The sequence below is a fragment of the Agromyces luteolus genome (assembly GCF_009729855.1).
Lineage (GTDB): Bacteria > Actinomycetota > Actinomycetes > Actinomycetales > Microbacteriaceae > Agromyces > Agromyces luteolus.
On the sequence record NZ_WODA01000002.1, the window covers coordinates 95843 to 110459 of the forward strand.

14 protein-coding genes are annotated in these 14617 nt (G+C 73.5%); 12 read left to right on the forward strand and 2 right to left on the reverse strand.

Features of this window, described 5'->3' with window-relative positions:
- Window positions 1–71 precede the first annotated feature (71 nt).
- From GLX25_RS00600 to GLX25_RS00615, 4 genes are read left to right on the forward strand one after another with little or no spacing between them, the layout of a single operon-like run.
- Entirely contained in the window at window positions 72–974 is a 903-nt protein-coding gene (locus GLX25_RS00600; RefSeq protein ID WP_155840282.1) for an alpha/beta hydrolase, read from the forward strand.
- Between the two features lie 31 nt (window positions 975–1005).
- The gene (locus GLX25_RS00605) at window positions 1006–3042 is read left to right on the forward strand and encodes a bifunctional aldolase/short-chain dehydrogenase (protein ID WP_155840283.1); all 2037 of its coding nucleotides are present in this window, start codon (window positions 1006–1008) and stop codon (window positions 3040–3042) included.
- Window positions 3039–3290, forward strand: coding sequence for a hypothetical protein (locus GLX25_RS00610; RefSeq protein ID WP_155840284.1), 252 nt, complete (start codon window positions 3039–3041; stop codon window positions 3288–3290). Before GLX25_RS00605 ends, GLX25_RS00610 begins: the two co-directional genes overlap by 4 nt.
- Window positions 3287–4720: a rhamnulokinase gene (locus tag GLX25_RS00615; protein WP_155840285.1), complete on the forward strand. Its 1434-nt coding sequence runs from the start codon at window positions 3287–3289 to the stop codon at window positions 4718–4720. The genes GLX25_RS00610 and GLX25_RS00615 overlap by 4 nt, the downstream gene beginning before the upstream one ends.
- A gap of 69 nt (window positions 4721–4789) precedes the next feature.
- Here GLX25_RS00615 and GLX25_RS00620 read toward each other — a convergent pair whose 3' ends face one another.
- Complete coding sequence (locus tag GLX25_RS00620) at window positions 4790–5362, reverse strand: hypothetical protein (RefSeq protein WP_155840286.1); 573 nt, start codon at window positions 5360–5362, stop codon at window positions 4790–4792.
- A 116-nt stretch (window positions 5363–5478) separates the two neighbouring features.
- Here GLX25_RS00620 and GLX25_RS00625 point away from each other — a divergent pair, with 116 nt between their 5' ends.
- The 5 genes from GLX25_RS00625 to GLX25_RS00645 all read left to right on the forward strand — a co-directional run bounded on the left by GLX25_RS00625 (window position 5479) and on the right by GLX25_RS00645 (window position 10799).
- Window positions 5479–6432: a 2-hydroxyacid dehydrogenase gene (locus tag GLX25_RS00625; protein ID WP_155840287.1), complete on the forward strand. Its 954-nt coding sequence runs from the start codon at window positions 5479–5481 to the stop codon at window positions 6430–6432.
- 57 nt (window positions 6433–6489) lie between these two features.
- The gene (locus GLX25_RS00630; protein WP_155840288.1) at window positions 6490–7461 is read left to right on the forward strand and encodes a serine hydrolase domain-containing protein; all 972 of its coding nucleotides are present in this window, start codon (window positions 6490–6492) and stop codon (window positions 7459–7461) included.
- Window positions 7462–7536: 75 nt separating this feature from the next.
- The gene (locus GLX25_RS00635) at window positions 7537–8622 is read left to right on the forward strand and encodes an NYN domain-containing protein (RefSeq protein WP_155840289.1); all 1086 of its coding nucleotides are present in this window, start codon (window positions 7537–7539) and stop codon (window positions 8620–8622) included.
- An 85-nt stretch (window positions 8623–8707) separates the two neighbouring features.
- A complete protein-coding gene (locus GLX25_RS00640) occupies window positions 8708–10426 on the forward strand; it encodes a CHAT domain-containing protein (RefSeq protein ID WP_155840290.1) in 1719 nt (572 codons plus the stop codon).
- 28 nt (window positions 10427–10454) lie between these two features.
- Window positions 10455–10799 carry a CU044_2847 family protein gene (locus GLX25_RS00645; RefSeq protein WP_155840291.1) on the forward strand — a complete coding sequence of 115 codons (345 nt, stop codon included), beginning with the start codon at window positions 10455–10457 and terminating at the stop codon, window positions 10797–10799.
- Between the two features lie 21 nt (window positions 10800–10820).
- Here GLX25_RS00645 and GLX25_RS00650 read toward each other — a convergent pair whose 3' ends face one another.
- Window positions 10821–11297, reverse strand: coding sequence for a DUF1707 SHOCT-like domain-containing protein (locus GLX25_RS00650; protein ID WP_155840292.1), 477 nt, complete (start codon window positions 11295–11297; stop codon window positions 10821–10823).
- A 150-nt stretch (window positions 11298–11447) separates the two neighbouring features.
- Here GLX25_RS00650 and GLX25_RS00655 point away from each other — a divergent pair, with 150 nt between their 5' ends.
- The 3 genes from GLX25_RS00655 to GLX25_RS00665 are packed head-to-tail and all read left to right on the forward strand — an operon-like array spanning window position 11448 to window position 14565.
- Window positions 11448–12224, forward strand: a complete 777-nt coding sequence (locus GLX25_RS00655) for a FadR/GntR family transcriptional regulator (protein WP_155840293.1) — start codon at window positions 11448–11450, stop codon at window positions 12222–12224.
- A gap of 16 nt (window positions 12225–12240) precedes the next feature.
- Window positions 12241–13527 carry an alpha-hydroxy acid oxidase gene (locus tag GLX25_RS00660; protein WP_155840294.1) on the forward strand — a complete coding sequence of 429 codons (1287 nt, stop codon included), beginning with the start codon at window positions 12241–12243 and terminating at the stop codon, window positions 13525–13527.
- Between the two features lie 3 nt (window positions 13528–13530).
- Entirely contained in the window at window positions 13531–14565 is a 1035-nt protein-coding gene (locus GLX25_RS00665) for a lactonase family protein (RefSeq protein ID WP_155840295.1), read from the forward strand.
- Window positions 14566–14617 lie beyond the last annotated feature (52 nt).

Here is a 14617-nt window from a genome sequence, read left to right on the forward strand (position 1 = left end):
CCGGGTGATGCCCCGGCCCCGGCATCCGCGAACCACCCCCGACCGGAGCGAGCAGAGAGGATGACGAGACCATGACGACTCCATACGACTCCGCGGACGGACTCGTCCGCGTCTACCCCGCCGACGACGCCGGGCCCGGCCCGACGCCCGCCCTCGTGTGGGCGCACGGCGGCGGCTTCACCGCGGGCGACCTCGACATGCCCGAGGCCGACTGGGTCGCTCGCGCCTTCGCCGCGCGCGGCGTGACGGTCGTCTCGATCGACTACCGGCTGGCGGGGGGCGGATGCCGCTACCCGGACCCGTCCGACGACGTGCTCGCCGCGTGGCGCTGGACCTCCGCGCACGCCGGACACCTCGGCATCGACCCCGCGCGCATCGTCGCCGGCGGCGCGAGCGCCGGCGGGAACCTGACGGCGGGCGCCGTGCTCCGCGCGCTCGACGGTGCCGCGCCCGTCCCGGCCGGGGTGTTCCTCGCCTACCCGACCCTGCTCGCCGTGCAGCCGGCGCCGGACGCCGCGCTGCGGGCGATGCTCGACGCGAACCCCGCCGCCGACCGGTTCGGCCCCGCGCGCGTGCGCGCCATGTACGAGGACTACCTCGGCGGGCCCGTCGACGACGCCCCGCTCCCCGCCGTGCCCGGACTCGCCACGCCGGCCGAGGTGGCCGGGTTCCCGCCGACCCTTATGGTCAACGGCGAGGCCGACGAGCTCCGCGTGTCGGGCGAGGCGTTCGCGGCCACGCTCGTCGCCGCGGGTGTGCCCGTCCTCGTCGTCACGGAGCCCGGCACCGAGCACGGGCACCTGAACCGGCCCCACGAGCCCGCGGCATCCGCCACCGTCGAGCGGGTTCTGACGTGGCTGGCGGGTCTCGATACGGGCGCTTCGCGTCCTACTCGACCACCGCATGGCGTGGGCGCTTCGCGTCCTACTCGACCACCGCATGGCGCGGGCGTCTCGCTCGACCACCAGCACTGACCACCGTTTCCACCACCGAAGGAACCTCCTCATGACGAACCAGGCAGCTGCCGACCTCATCGCGCGGTCGAACCGCCTCGGCGCCGACCCGAAGAACACGAACTACGCCGGCGGCAACACGTCGGCCAAGGGCACCGAGACCGACCCGGTCACGGGCGAGCCCGTCGAGCTGCTCTGGGTGAAGGGCTCGGGCGGCGACCTCGGCACGCTGAAGGAAGCCGGGCTCGCGGTCCTCCGCCTCGACCGGATGCGCGCGCTCGTGAACACCTACCCCGGCGTCGACCGCGAGGACGAGATGGTCGCCGCGTTCGACTACTGCCTGCACGGCAAGGGCGGCGCCGCGCCGTCGATCGACACCGCCATGCACGGCCTCGTCGACGCCGCGCACGTCGACCACCTGCACCCGGATTCGGGCATCGCGATCGCGACCGCAGCCGACGGCGAGGCGCTCACGGCGAAGATCTTCGGCGACAGGGTCGTCTGGGTGCCGTGGCGCCGCCCCGGCTTCCAGCTCGGCCTCGACATCGCCGAGATCAAGGCCGCGAACCCCGCCGCGATCGGGTGCATCCTCGGCGGCCACGGCATCACCGCGTGGGGCGACACGTCCGACGAGGCCGAGGCGAACTCGCTGTGGATCATCGACACCGCCGCCGCCTACATCGAGGCGAACGGCAAGTCCGACCCGTTCGGCGGCGCGCGCGCCGGGTTCGAGGCGCTGCCCGAGGCCGAGCGGCACGCTCGCGCCGCCGCGCTCGCGCCGACCATCCGCGGCCTCGCGTCGACCGACAAGCCCATGGTCGGCCACTACACCGACTCCGACGTCGTGCTCGACTTCCTCGCCGCCGAGCGCGCACCCGAACTGGCGGCGCTCGGCACGAGCTGCCCCGACCACTTCCTGCGCACCAAGGTCAAGCCGATGATCCTCGACCTGCCGACCACGGCGAGCGTCGAGGAGCAGCTCGCCCGCCTGCAGGAGCTGCACGAGGCGTACCGCGCCGACTACCAGGCGTACTACGACGCGCACGCGACATCCGAGAGCCCGGCCATTCGCGGCGCCGACCCGCTCATCGTGCTCGTTCCGGGCGTCGGCATGTTCAGCTACGGCGCGAACAAGCAGACCGCGCGCGTGGCCGGCGAGTTCTACGTCAACGCGATCAACGTGATGCGGGGCGCCGAGGCGCTCTCGACCTACACCCCGATCTCCGACGCCGAGAAGTTCCGCATCGAGTACTGGGCGCTGGAGGAGGCGAAGCTCCAGCGGATGCCGAAGCCGAAGACCCACCAGGGCCGCATCGCGTTCGTCACCGGCGCGGCATCCGGCATCGGCAAGGCGATCGCGACCCGCCTCGCGGCCGAGGGCGCGTGCGTCGTCGTCGCCGACCTCGACCTCGAGAAGGCGCAGGCCGCCGCGGCCGAGCTCGGCAACTCGGATGTCGCGATCGGCGTCGCCGCGAACGTCGCCGACGCCGAGGGCGTGCAGGCCGCGATCGACGCGACCGTGCTCGCGTTCGGCGGCATCGACCTCGTCGTGAACAACGCCGGGCTCTCGCTGTCGAAGCCGCTGCTCGAGACCACCGAGAAGGACTGGGACCTCCAGCACGACGTCATGGCGAAGGGCTCGTTCCTCGTCGCGAAGGCCGCCGCCGCAGCGCTGGTCGCCCAGGGGATGGGCGGCGACGTCATCTACATCTCGTCGAAGAACTCGGTGTTCGCCGGCCCCAACAACATCGCCTACTCCGCGACCAAGGCCGACCAGGCGCACCAGGTGCGCCTCCTCGCGGTCGAGCTCGGCGAGCACGGCGTGCGCGTCAACGGCATCAACCCCGACGGCGTCGTGCGCGGTTCGGGCATCTTCTCGTCGGGGTGGGGCGCGAACCGCGCCGCGACCTACGGGGTCGAGGAGAAGGACCTCGGCAAGTTCTACGCGCAGCGCACGATCCTCAAGCGCGAGGTCGTGCCCGAGAACGTCGCCGACGCGGTCTACGTGCTGACGGGCCCCGAGCTCAGCCGCACCACCGGCCTGCACATCCCGGTCGACTCGGGCGTCGCGGCGGCGTTCCTCCGATGAGCGGATACCGGTGGTCGAGTAGCACCCGGCGCAGCCGGGCGCGTATCGAGACCGTTGCGGCTGCGGGTCTCGATACGGCGCTGCGCGCCTACTCGACCGACGGGAGGGCCGCGCTGCGCGCCTACTCGACCGACGGAAGGGCCGCGCTGCGCGCCTACTCGACCGACGGAAGCGTCGCACTGCGCGCCTACTCGACCGACGGAAGCGTCGCACTGCGCGCCGACTCGACCACCGAGGGTTCCCGATGAGCGCCGCGGGCGCGGTCGCCGCGGTCGACCTCGGCGCGACGAGCGGGCGGGTGATCGTCGGGCACGTCGACCAGTCGGCCGGGCGGCTCGACCTCGACCACGTCGCCAGGTTCCCGAACGGGCCGGTGCGGATGGCATCGGGGCTGCACTGGGACGTCGCGGGCCTGTACCGCGACCTCACGAACGGCCTCGCCGACGCGTTCCGCCGCGAACCCGCGGTCGCGTCGATCGGCGTGGACTCGTGGGCGGTCGACTACGGCCTGCTCCGCGGCGGCCGGCTCCTCGGCGAGCCGTTCCACTACCGGGACGCCCGGAACGAGGCCGCGGTCGACACCGTGCACGCGAGGGTGCCGTTCGCCGAGCTGTACCGCCGCAGCGGCCTGCAGTTCCTTCCGTTCAACACCGTGTACCAGCTCGCCGCCGAGCAGGCGGGCGGATGGCTCGACCTCGCAGACTCGCTCCTGCTGGTGCCCGACCTCATCGGGTTCCAGCTCACGGGCGCCCGAGTCGCCGAGCGCACGAACGCCTCGACGACCGGGCTCGTCGAGGTCGCGACGGGCGAATGGGACGACGAGCTCATCGCACGACTCGGGCTCCCGGCATCCGTCTTCGCCCCGCTCGTCGACCCCGGCGCCTCGGTCGGCCCGCTGCGGCCCGAGGTCGCGGCCGACCTCGGTGCCCCGGCCGGGATCGAGGTCGTCGCCGTCGGATCGCACGACACCGCGTCGGCGGTGGTCGCGGTGCCGATGCGGGCCGAGTCGGCCGCGTACATCTCGTGCGGCACCTGGGGTCTCGTGGGCGTCGAACTCGAACGGCCAGTGACGACGGATGCCGCGCGCGAGGCCAACTTCACGAACGAGGGCGGCGTCGACGGACGCGTGCGGTTCCTCCACAACGTCATGGGGCTCTGGCTGCTGTCGGAGTCGGTGCGCTGGTGGGAGCGGGACGGCGAGGCAATCGACCTGCCCGAGCTGCTCGCGGCCGCGGCATCCGTCACCGGCGAGGTCGCGGTGTTCGACGCGAACGACCCGCGGTTCCTGCCCCCCGGGGACCTGCCCGGGCGGATCGCCGAGTGGTGCGCGGAGCACGACGTGCCCGCGCCGCGCACCCGGGCCGAGTTCGCACGGTCGATCGTCGAGAGCCTCGCGGAGGCGTTCGCCGGCGCGGTGCGGACCGCGTCCGTGCTGTCGGGCGTCGACGTCGAGACGATCCACGTCGTCGGCGGCGGAGCGCTCAACGAGCTGCTGTGCCGGCGCACGGCCGACCGCGCCGGCATCCCCGTGCTCGCCGGACCGGTCGAGGCGACCGCGATCGGCAACGTCCTCGTGCAGGCCCGCGCGCAGGGGTTCGCCTCGGGCGACCTCGAGTCGCTCCGGGCGCTCGTCGCGCAGGCGTTCGCGCCGCGCCGGTACGAGCCCGCGGCGCGCTGAGGGATTCCCGGGCGCGTGGTGGGGTCTCGATACGGGCGCTTCGCGTCCTACTCGACCACCGACCGCATGTCAGTGCCCGTGCGCGAGCTGCTGGAGCCCCACGACCGCGAGGCCGAGGAGCACCAGCAGGCCGAGCGCGACGAGCTGCTCCCACCACGCGAGGCGGCTGCGGCGCACCGCGACGTAGCCGATGAGCGCGAGCGTCGCGATGTAGACGATCGACGCCGCGAAGAGCGCCCCCTTGAGCTCGAACACACCGAGCACCGCGAGGACGAGGATGACGAGCGGGATGCTCGCCGACCCGAGCGCGGAGCCGGCGACCCGGAGCATCCGCCTGAGCTCGCCCCCACGGGGGAAGTCGGCGTGCACGACGAGGTGGGAGATCACGTCGGCGACGAACCCGGCCGCGGTGATCGCCACGATGCCGACGAGCAGGGTGAGGGTCGCGCGTCCGGCCGTGATGTGATCGGCGTTCTCATGCTGCACGAGCACGATCGCGAGCCCGGTGAAGGTCGCGTAGACCCGCTCCTTCAGCGCCTCGCCCATCTCCTCGATCGGCAGGTCGTCGGGCCCGCGCCGCCGATGCGGTCGGCCGCCTCGACGTGCCGGATCGGCGCCCGCCCCGGCGTCCACCTCGTCCATGCGCGCCATCGTAGCCATCCGGCGGCCGCGCCCGCGGGCACCGTCATCCGCGGCACGAACGGCACCCGCCTCGCAATCGGTGCGGTCGGCCCCGCAGGCGCTGGAAGGATCGACGCATGACCGATCACGCGAACCTCCTCGTCACCGTGCCGGGTGCGACCCTGCGTCGTGCGCTCGAGCAGACGCCCGGCGGCGTGCCCGCGGGCGTCGACATCGTCGAGTGGGACATGGCCGGGCCGCCTCCGGCGGAGGCATCCGCTCGCCGTATCGGCATCGCCGTGCCGCCCTACATGGGCGCGTCGGCTCGCCTGGGGGTGCTCGACGGGCTCGACGTCGGGCTCGTGCAGTCGCAGTCGATCGGCTACGACGACGTGCCCGACGCGCTGCCAGCGGGGCACGTGTTCGCGAACGCGGCATCCGTGCACGAGACCTCCACCGCCGAACTCGCGGTCGGGCTCGCGATCGCGGCGCAGCGCGGCATCCCCGACTTCGTGCGCGCGGCGGACGAGGGCCGCTGGGCGCCCGCGCGGCACGCGAGCCTCGCCGACCGACGCGTGCTGCTCGTCGGGTACGGCGGCGTGGGCCGCGCGATCGAGGACCGCCTCGCGGGCTTCGAGGTCGAGCTGACCCGTGTCGCGAGCCGAGCCCGCGACGACGAGCGCGGACGGATCCACGGCGTCGACGAACTCCCCGCGCTCCTGCCCGACGCCGAGGTGGTCATCGTCGTCGTGCCGCTCTCCGGCGAGACGACCCGGCTCGTCGACGCCGCCTTCCTCGCGGCGCTCCCCGACGGCGCGCTCGTCGTGAACGTCGCCCGCGGCGCGGTCGCCGACACCGACGCGATCCTCGCCGAGGCGACCACCGGCCGCCTGCGCTTCGCGCTCGACGTCACCGACCCCGAGCCGCTGGCCGAGGGCCACCCCCTGTTCGCGCTGCCGAACGTACTGGTCTCGCCGCACGTCGGCGGTGCGACGACCGCGATGATGCCGCGCATGGCGCGGCTCCTTCGAGACCAGATCGAGCGGATGCTGCGCGGCGACGCCCCGCGCAACGTCGTGCTCCGCACCTGATCCGTCCACGCCCCCAGGCCTGCACCCCCGCGCTGCACCACGAGAGGATCCGACCCCATGCCGCAGTTCGACCACGCCTTCGACTGGGTCCGCCGCAACGTCGCCGACGGGCCGCTGCCGAACGCCGTGCTCGGCGTCGCGAACGCGGACGGCGTCGTCGCGCTCGACGCGTTCGGCGAGGCATCCGTCGACGACCACTACCCGCTGTTCTCGATCACGAAGCCGATCGTCGGGCTCGCGGCGCTCCGCCTCGTCGAGCAGGGGCGCCTCACGCCCGACACGCCGCTCGAGCGCGCGCTGCCCGGCTTCGGCGCCGGCCGCGACGACGTCGTGCGGCTCCGCCACCTCGCGAGCCACACCTCGGGCATCGTCGAGCCGCCGCTCGACACGCCCGACGGGCTCCGCCCGTCCCTCCTCGCACCCGGCCGCGACTTCGCCGCCGGCACGGTCTCGCGCTACTCGACCATCGCGTTCGAGGGCATCGCGGCGCTCATCGAGCACGCCTCGGGCGCACCGTGGGAGCGGGCCGTCGACGACGTCGCCGGGCGAGCGGATGCCTCCGGCCTCACCTTCGACGCCGGCGCCTCGCCGCACGCGCCCGTCGACGCCGCCGCGCAGAGTCTCGACTACGCGCGGTTCGCCGCGCTGCGGCATCCGGGTGCCGGGCTGCTCGGCCGCGCGGCCGACCTGCTCGCGCTCGGCAGCGCGCTGCTCCGGAACGACGGCGCGGTGGTCGCACCCGTCACCGCCTCCGCGATGCTGCGGCCCCTCACCGCCGGGCTGCCGAAGCTCGAGCCCTACCCCGCCTCGCGGGGCCAGGACTGGGGCTTCACGTGGAACCTCCGCCACTCCGCACCCGGGCTCCTCACGACCGACACGTTCGGGCACGGCGGCTGGGCGGGCACCGAGTTCTGGGTGACGCCGTCGCTCGGCGTGTGCTTCGTGCTCCTGACGAACCTCGGCGGCGGCTTCGGCCGGTTCGGCGTCGACGCCGACGAACTGCACAACGCGGTGGCCGCGGCGGCCTGAGCCTCGCCGCGCGCTCCCTGTCGGCCCGCGGGCGACCGGGCATACGATCGAGGGACACCCCGACGGAAGGTCCCCATGCCCGCTTCGGCAGAACCCCGCGTCGCGCTCTACTTCGACTTCGACAACATCGTCATCTCGCGGTACGACCAGCTGCACGGCGACAGCCAGTACCGGAAGGACACCTCGCGGACCAAGTCGGTCTCGCCCGGTACGAAGGCGGCCGAGCGCCTGAAGGAGGCGACGGTCGACGTCGACGCGGTCCTGGACTTCGCGGCGACGTTCGGCACGATCGCGATCGCGCGCGCGTACGCCGACTGGTCGACGCCCGTGAACGCCAGCTATCGCGGCCAGCTCATCGACCGCGCGGTCGACCTCGTGCAGCTCTTCCCGCTGTCCGCGACCAAGAACGGCGCCGACATCCGGCTCGCCGTCGACGCGGTCGAGGACATGTTCCGCATCGACGACCTCTCGCACATCGTGATCGTCGCGGGCGACTCCGACTACGTGGCGCTCGCGCAGAAGGCCAAGCGCCTCGGCCGCTACGTGGTCGGCATCGGCGTCGCCGGCGGCACGAGCCGCGCGCTCACGGCCGCGTGCGACGAGTACGCCGACTACGACGCGCTGCTGGCGACGGATGCCGCCGTGGCCGACGACGAGGCGGGTGCCGCGGCGGCACAGGGAACCTCGCCGCGGGGCGGGAAGTCCGCGACCGCGTCCGCGAAGAAGGCGGAGTCGCCTGAGACGCCGAAGGAGGACGAGCCGGCACCGGCACGCCGACGGCGCGCCTCGTCGAAGAAGGCGACGGATGCCGCATCCGCCGATGCAGCGGCCGACACCACCGACGACAAGCAGTCGGCGCCGACGACCGCCGTGCAGTTCATGGCCCCGGGCCAGGCCGCGGACGAGACGCCCGCGGGGACCACGCGGAACCCCGGCCGGCTCCTGCTGAAGGCGCTCGAACTGCTCCGCGCGAAGTCCGACGAGGAGTGGCAGCCGAGCGGGGCGGTGAAGAACCAGATGCTGCGCATGGATCCGTCGTTCCAGGAGCGGCGTCTCGGGTTCGCGTCGTTCACGGACTTCCTCAAGTCGCGGGGCGGCGTCGTCGAACTGGATGAGACCACCGGCCAGAACCGCGTGCGCATCCGGCCGAAGAAGGGCTGAGTTCCCGCCGTCGCGGTGGCGGAAGTGAGATGATCTCAGTGTCGGCCCGGTCGCGGCCTGCGCGCCGAGGCGACACGGTTCGCGCATGGACACCGTGATGGAGCTGGAGATCGGGTCCGGCCCTGACGCCGGCTCCTACCTCGTCCGCGTCGTCCGTTCCACGGGCGGCGGCGACCCGGTCGAGACGATCCGGCTCGACGTCGACGACCTCGCCGGCCTCCTTCCACTGCTCGAGGCGAGCGTGCTCTCGTCGGCGGTCGCGGCACGCCGGGTGGTGCCCGCGAATGAAGCCGCGCTCCGCGACGTCGGCGAGCGTCTCTTCGCGGCAGCCTTCCGCGGCGAGGTCGCGGCCGAGTACCGCACGAGCGCCGCCATCGCCGCCGAGCGCGGGAGCGATCTCCGGCTGGCGCTGCGGCTGACCGCGCCCGAACTGGCCGCGCTGCCCTGGGAGACGCTGTACGACCCCTCGAGCGGGACCTACCTGTGCCGTCGCGAGCCGCTCGTGCGGCACGTCACGGCCGGGAATCCGTCGCCGCTCGCGGTGCAGCCGCCGCTGCGCGTCCTGGCCATGGTGTCGTCGCCGCGCGGCCTTCCGCCGCTGGACGTCCCCGCCGAGCGGGACCGGCTCGAGGAGGCCCTCCGGCCGCAGGCCGAGCACGGCCTCGTCCGCCTCGAGTGGCTCGAACAGGCGTCGTGGGCGAGCGTGCACCGCACCCTCCTCGAGGACGAGTGGCACGTGCTCCACTTCATCGGGCACGGCGACTACGACGACGTCGCCGACGAGGGCGTGCTCGCACTCGTCGGCACGGACGGTCGCGCCGACCTCGTGCCGGCGCACGCGCTCGCCGACCTCCTCGACGAGGCCGAGCCGACGCCTCGCCTCGTCGTGCTGAACTCCTGCGAGTCCGGCGCCGCCAGCCGGTCGGACCTGCTCTCCGGGACCGCCGCGGCGCTCTCGCACAGCGGCATCCACGCGGTCGTCGCGATGCAGTTCCCGATCAGCGACGGCGCGGCGCTCGCGTTCGCGCGCGGCTTCTACACCGCGCTCGCGAACGGCCGCGCGGTCGACGAGGCCGTGCGCAGCGGACGGATCGACATCCTCGGCACGGGCCGCGGGACCCTGGAATGGGTCACGCCCGTGCTGTACCTGCGCGGCGACGACGGCCGGCTCTTCACGCGACCCGCGGAGTGGGTCGGCTCAGCCACGCCGCCGTCCGACGGGTCCGGAGCCGCCCCGCCGATGGCGCCCGTTTCCGCGGCGGCGCCGCCGCCGGGCGATCAGGCGATCCGAGGCATGCTCGCCCGCCCCGCGTTCCGGTGGGTCGCCGGAGGCGTCGTCGCCGTGGCGATCGCCGCAGGGGTGCTCTTCGTGCTGCGTCCCTGGGAGGGCGCCGGCGATGGGTCCGGCACCACCGTCCAGGGCATCGGGGGAACCGACCGGACCGTCGTGACCGTGGAGGCGGATGCCGACTCCACCGAATCGGGGGTCTGGTGCGAAGCCGGAGACCGGCTCGACATCACGGCGACGGGCGAGGCCTGGCTGGATGCGACGGCCACGGCGGCGATCGGTCCGGACGGCCTGGCCGACGGCACGTCGCCGGAGACGCGGCTCCTCGAGTCGGCGAACACCGGCGAGCTGATCGGCGCGCTCGAGGACACCGATGAGCCGCCCTTCGCGATCGGCTCGTTCGAGCAGTACATCTGCCCGGTCGACGGGTCGCTGTACCTCGGCGTCAACGACACGCGCCCGGGCGACAACCGCGGCTCGTTCGAGGTGACGGTGACCCACGTTCCCGCCCAGTGACCGGGATCGGGACCCGGATCGAGAGGAGATGAGCGGAATGCAGCGAGTGGCGATCTACACGACGGCGGACGGCGACGAGGTGGCCGTCCAGGTCGCAGACCAGGTGATCGCGGACGATCCCGTCGCCCCCGGGGTCACACTCCGCGGCGGGGGCCTGATGGAACGCACGCGTCAGAACCTCGACGAGGTCCTCGCGCACGCGCGTCCCGCTGTGGTCTCGCTCATCCGCCAGCTCCGTGACACCGAGGACGCGCCGGATGAGGTCGAGGTCGAGTTCGGGATCCAGCTGAGCCTCGAGGTGGGCGCCTTCATCGCGACCGGGGACTCGTCCGCGAACTTCCGCGTCAAGATGCGGTGGGATCGCGGGGACTGATCCGCGTCGTCCACGCTCCGATCAGCGGTTCTTCTCCGTCGCCGACCCGCCGCCGTAGATGATGATGCCCGCGATCGGGATGAGGAAGAAGAACAGCCACGACCAGGTGAACCCGCCCGGCGTCCAGAAGCCGAACCCGAAGAACAGCAGCAGCGCGACGAACGGCGAGAGCGCCATGAGCGTGTCGCCGACCCGACCGCCGAGGGCTCGGGACCGTCGTCCCATCGGCGCCGTCGGCTCGGGGACGGGCGCCCAGGTCGGGGGTGGCTCCGATACGGTCGGGGCGGCGGGTCGAGATGCGGCCCCCGGAAGGTCCGCGAACAGCGGCGCGAGGTCGCCGCGGGTCACGGCGGAGCGCGCCGACGCGGATCGCTCGGCGAGTTCCGCGGTCGTCAGGCGCCCTTCCGCCTGCGCCGTCATGAGGTGCCCGACGGCCTCCTCGCGCTCGGCATCGCTCAGGCGCTCCTGCGATCGCTCCGGGTCGGCATATCCGCTCATGCGCCCAAGCCTGTCCCATGCCCCCGTCATCGGCCAGTGACCAAAGGCCCCAGACTCGCCCGTGTGGTCTGACCACATCTGGTATTCTGTGGTCTGACCACATGAGGGCCCGGCCTGAGCGCCGCGCCCCGGACGCGCGAGGGAGACGGCATGGGCGACGAGGCATCCGCTCGCTCGATCGAGCCGCGCGCGTGGCAGGCCGTGCTCGAGCACGTCGAGCGGAAGCTCCTCGACGGCGAGCTCGCCCCCGGCGACCGGCTCCCGGGCGAACGCCAGCTCGCGGCCGACCTCGGCGTCGGCCGGTCGAGCGTGCGCGAGGCGCTGCGCGTGCTCGAGGTGCTCGGGCTCATCCGCACGCACGCGGGGTCGGGGCCGACCGCGGGCGCGATCATCATCGCCACCCCCGGCGGCGGGATGAGCGCGCTGATGCGCCTGCAGGTCGCCGCGAACGGCTTCCCGGTCGACGACATCGTCGCGACCCGACTGCTCCTCGAGACGCACGTCGCGGGCGACCTCGCCGCCGGCGCGCGGGACGCGGCATCCGCCCCCGACCTCGCCGCCGCCGAGCGCCTGCTCGACGCGATGGACGACCCCGGCCTCGACCCGGCCGAGTTCCTCGCGCTCGACGCCGCCTTCCACCTCGCCCTCGCCGAGGCATCCGGCAACCAGGTCGTCACGGCGACCATGGCGGGCCTGCGCAGCGGCATCGAGGGCTACGCGCTCGCCGGCCAGGGGCGCATCGCCGACTGGGCGACGACCTCCGCGCGGCTGCGCGCCGAGCATCGCGGCGTGCTCGACGCGATCCGGGCAGCGGATGCCACGGCCGCGCGCACCCGCATCCACGACCACATCTCGGGGTACTACGCCGAGATCTCCCCCGAGACCGACACCGACGCCGGCGCGCCCGGCGCGTCCGACCTCCCGTAGGAAAGAGAGCACCAGCATGGTCCAGCGCCAGTTGCCGAACCCCCGCGAGCTCGCCGAGCTCATGAAGTTCAAGACCCCGACCCTGAACCCGACCGACCGGCGGCTCGAGAAGGCGCTCACGATCGCCGACCTGCGTGCGATCGCGAAGCGCCGCACGCCGAAGGCGCCGTTCGACTACACCGAGGGCTCGGCCGAGGCCGAGATCTCGCTCGCCCGTGCCCGCCAGGCGTTCCTCGACATCGAGTTCCACCCGTCGATCCTGCGGAACGTGCCCGAGGTCGACACGAGCCGCGAGGTGCTCGGCGGCCCGAGCGCCCTGCCGTTCGGCATCGCGCCGACGGGCTTCACCCGCATGATGCAGACCGAGGGCGAGGAGGCGGGTGCCGGCGCCGCGGGCGCGGCGGGCATCCCCTTCACGCTGTCCACGCTCGGGACCACCTCGATCGAGGGCGTCAAGGCCGCGAACCCGCACGGCCGCAACTGGTTCCAGCTCTACGTCATGAAGCAGCGCGAGATCTCGTACGGCCTCGCCGAACGTGCCGCCGCCGCCGGTTTCGACACCCTGTTCTTCACGGTCGACACGCCCGTCGCGGGCGCGCGCCTGCGCGACAAGCGCAACGGCTTCTCGATCCCGCCGCAGCTCACGCTCGGCACCGTGATCAATGCGCTCCCGCGCCCGGCGTGGTGGATCAACTTCCTCACGACCCCGAAGCTCGAGTTCGCCTCGCTCTCGTCGACGGGCGGCACGGTCGGCGAGCTCCTCGACTCCGCCATGGACCCGACGATCTCGTTCGACGACCTCGACGTGATCCGGCAGATCTGGCCCGGGAAGATCGTCGTCAAGGGCGTGCAGACCGTCGAGGACGCGAAGCTCCTCGCCGACCGCGGCGTCGATGGCGTGGTGCTCTCGAACCACGGCGGCCGCCAGCTCGACCGCGCGCCCGTGCCGTTCCTGCTGCTGCCCGACGTCGTCCGCGAGGTCGGCGGCGACCTGGAGGTGCACGTGGACACCGGCATCATGTCGGGCGCCGACATCGTCGCGTCGATCGCGCTCGGCGCGCGCTTCACGCTCGTCGGCCGCGCCTACCTGTACGGCCTGATGGCGGGCGGGCGCCGCGGCGTCGACAAGACCATCGAGATCCTGCGCACCGAGATCGTCCGCACGATGAAGCTGCTCGAGGTCGCGACGCTCGACGAACTGACCCCGAAGCACGTCACGCAGCTCACCCGGCTCGTGCCGGTCGCGCGGCCGGTCGCCGCGGCGGCCGAGCAGGCGGCGGATCGGATGCCGACTAGGGTCTGAACCATGTCCGCGCGCATGGAGCCCCGCAGCCGACGCTTCCTCCTCGGGTCGTACACCCCCGACGGACCGGCGCCCGCGGTGCACCTCGCCGAGCGCTCGGCCGACGGGACGTGGCGGATCGTGACGTCGGCGACCGCCTCGAACCCGTCGTTCGTCGCACGATCGGGCGACCTCGTCTTCGCGGTGCTCGAGAACGCCTCCGGGTCGGTGGCGAGCTACCGCCTCGACGGCGACGAGATCACCCCGATCGCCGTCGTCGAGCACGGCGAGGCCGACCCGTGCCACGTCGTCGCGGCGCCGCAGCTCGGCGTCGTGCTCGTGGCGAACTACACGTCCGGCTCGATCACCGCGGTTCCGGTCGACGACGCCGGGGCGCTCGGCACGCCCGTCACGCTGCCGCTGCCGGCAGGCGGCGGACCGGTCCCCGACCGCCAGGAGGGCCCGCACGCGCACGAGATCGTCGCGACGCCCTGGGGCACCCACGTGGTGAGCAACCTCGGCGGCGACGCGATCCACGAATTCGCGGTCGAGCACGGCGCCGACGGCGCGCCCGCCCTCCGGATCACGCGGACGCTCGACGTCCCGCCGGGGACCGGACCTCGGCACATGGTCGTCCGCGGCGGCCTGCTGCACGTCGTCGGCGAGCTCGACGGCGACCTGCACACCTTCGAGGTCGACGCGTCGTCGTTCCGGCCGGCGGGTTCGACGCCGACCGTCGCCCGGGCGTCGTCCGGCCCCGACGACGTGGTGCAGCCCTCGCACCTCGACCACGCCCCATCGGGCCGGCTGCTCACCGCCCTCGTGCGCGGGCGCGACACGGTCTCGGTCTTCGAGGCGACGGATGCCGCGCACCCGCGCCTCGCCGAGGAGCACGCGATCGGCGCATCGTGGCCGCGCCACCACGCGCACCTCGACGACCGCACGGTCGCGGTCGCGGCCCAGCTCGGCGACGCGCTCGTCGAGGTCGACCTCGTGACGGGCGCGACCCGCCGTGTGCTCGACCTCACGGCGCCGACCTGCGTGCTCCCCATCGACTGAACCGACGCGGGCGCGCGTCGGGGCTCGGCCGGCGCCTCCGCGCGAGCCGAGC

What these genes read in the sequence shown, in the direction of transcription:
- GLX25_RS00645 (WP_155840291.1), top strand. Translation starts at nt 10,455, where the DNA reads ATGAGCGGAATGCAGCGAGTGGCGATCTACACGACGGCGGACGGCGAC.
- GLX25_RS00625 (WP_155840287.1), top strand. Translation starts at nt 5,479, where the DNA reads ATGACCGATCACGCGAACCTCCTCGTCACCGTGCCGGGTGCGACCCTG.
- GLX25_RS00660 (WP_155840294.1), top strand. Translation starts at nt 12,241, where the DNA reads ATGGTCCAGCGCCAGTTGCCGAACCCCCGCGAGCTCGCCGAGCTCATG.
- GLX25_RS00635 (WP_155840289.1), top strand. Translation starts at nt 7,537, where the DNA reads ATGCCCGCTTCGGCAGAACCCCGCGTCGCGCTCTACTTCGACTTCGAC.
- GLX25_RS00615 (WP_155840285.1), top strand. Translation starts at nt 3,287, where the DNA reads ATGAGCGCCGCGGGCGCGGTCGCCGCGGTCGACCTCGGCGCGACGAGC.
- GLX25_RS00655 (WP_155840293.1), top strand. Translation starts at nt 11,448, where the DNA reads ATGGGCGACGAGGCATCCGCTCGCTCGATCGAGCCGCGCGCGTGGCAG.
- GLX25_RS00600 (WP_155840282.1), top strand. Translation starts at nt 72, where the DNA reads ATGACGACTCCATACGACTCCGCGGACGGACTCGTCCGCGTCTACCCC.
- GLX25_RS00605 (WP_155840283.1), top strand. Translation starts at nt 1,006, where the DNA reads ATGACGAACCAGGCAGCTGCCGACCTCATCGCGCGGTCGAACCGCCTC.
- GLX25_RS00640 (WP_155840290.1), top strand. Translation starts at nt 8,708, where the DNA reads ATGGACACCGTGATGGAGCTGGAGATCGGGTCCGGCCCTGACGCCGGC.
- GLX25_RS00610 (WP_155840284.1), top strand. Translation starts at nt 3,039, where the DNA reads ATGAGCGGATACCGGTGGTCGAGTAGCACCCGGCGCAGCCGGGCGCGT.
- GLX25_RS00650 (WP_155840292.1), bottom strand. Translation starts at nt 11,297, where the DNA reads ATGAGCGGATATGCCGACCCGGAGCGATCGCAGGAGCGCCTGAGCGAT.
- GLX25_RS00620 (WP_155840286.1), bottom strand. Translation starts at nt 5,362, where the DNA reads ATGGACGAGGTGGACGCCGGGGCGGGCGCCGATCCGGCACGTCGAGGC.
- GLX25_RS00630 (WP_155840288.1), top strand. Translation starts at nt 6,490, where the DNA reads ATGCCGCAGTTCGACCACGCCTTCGACTGGGTCCGCCGCAACGTCGCC.
- GLX25_RS00665 (WP_155840295.1), top strand. Translation starts at nt 13,531, where the DNA reads ATGTCCGCGCGCATGGAGCCCCGCAGCCGACGCTTCCTCCTCGGGTCG.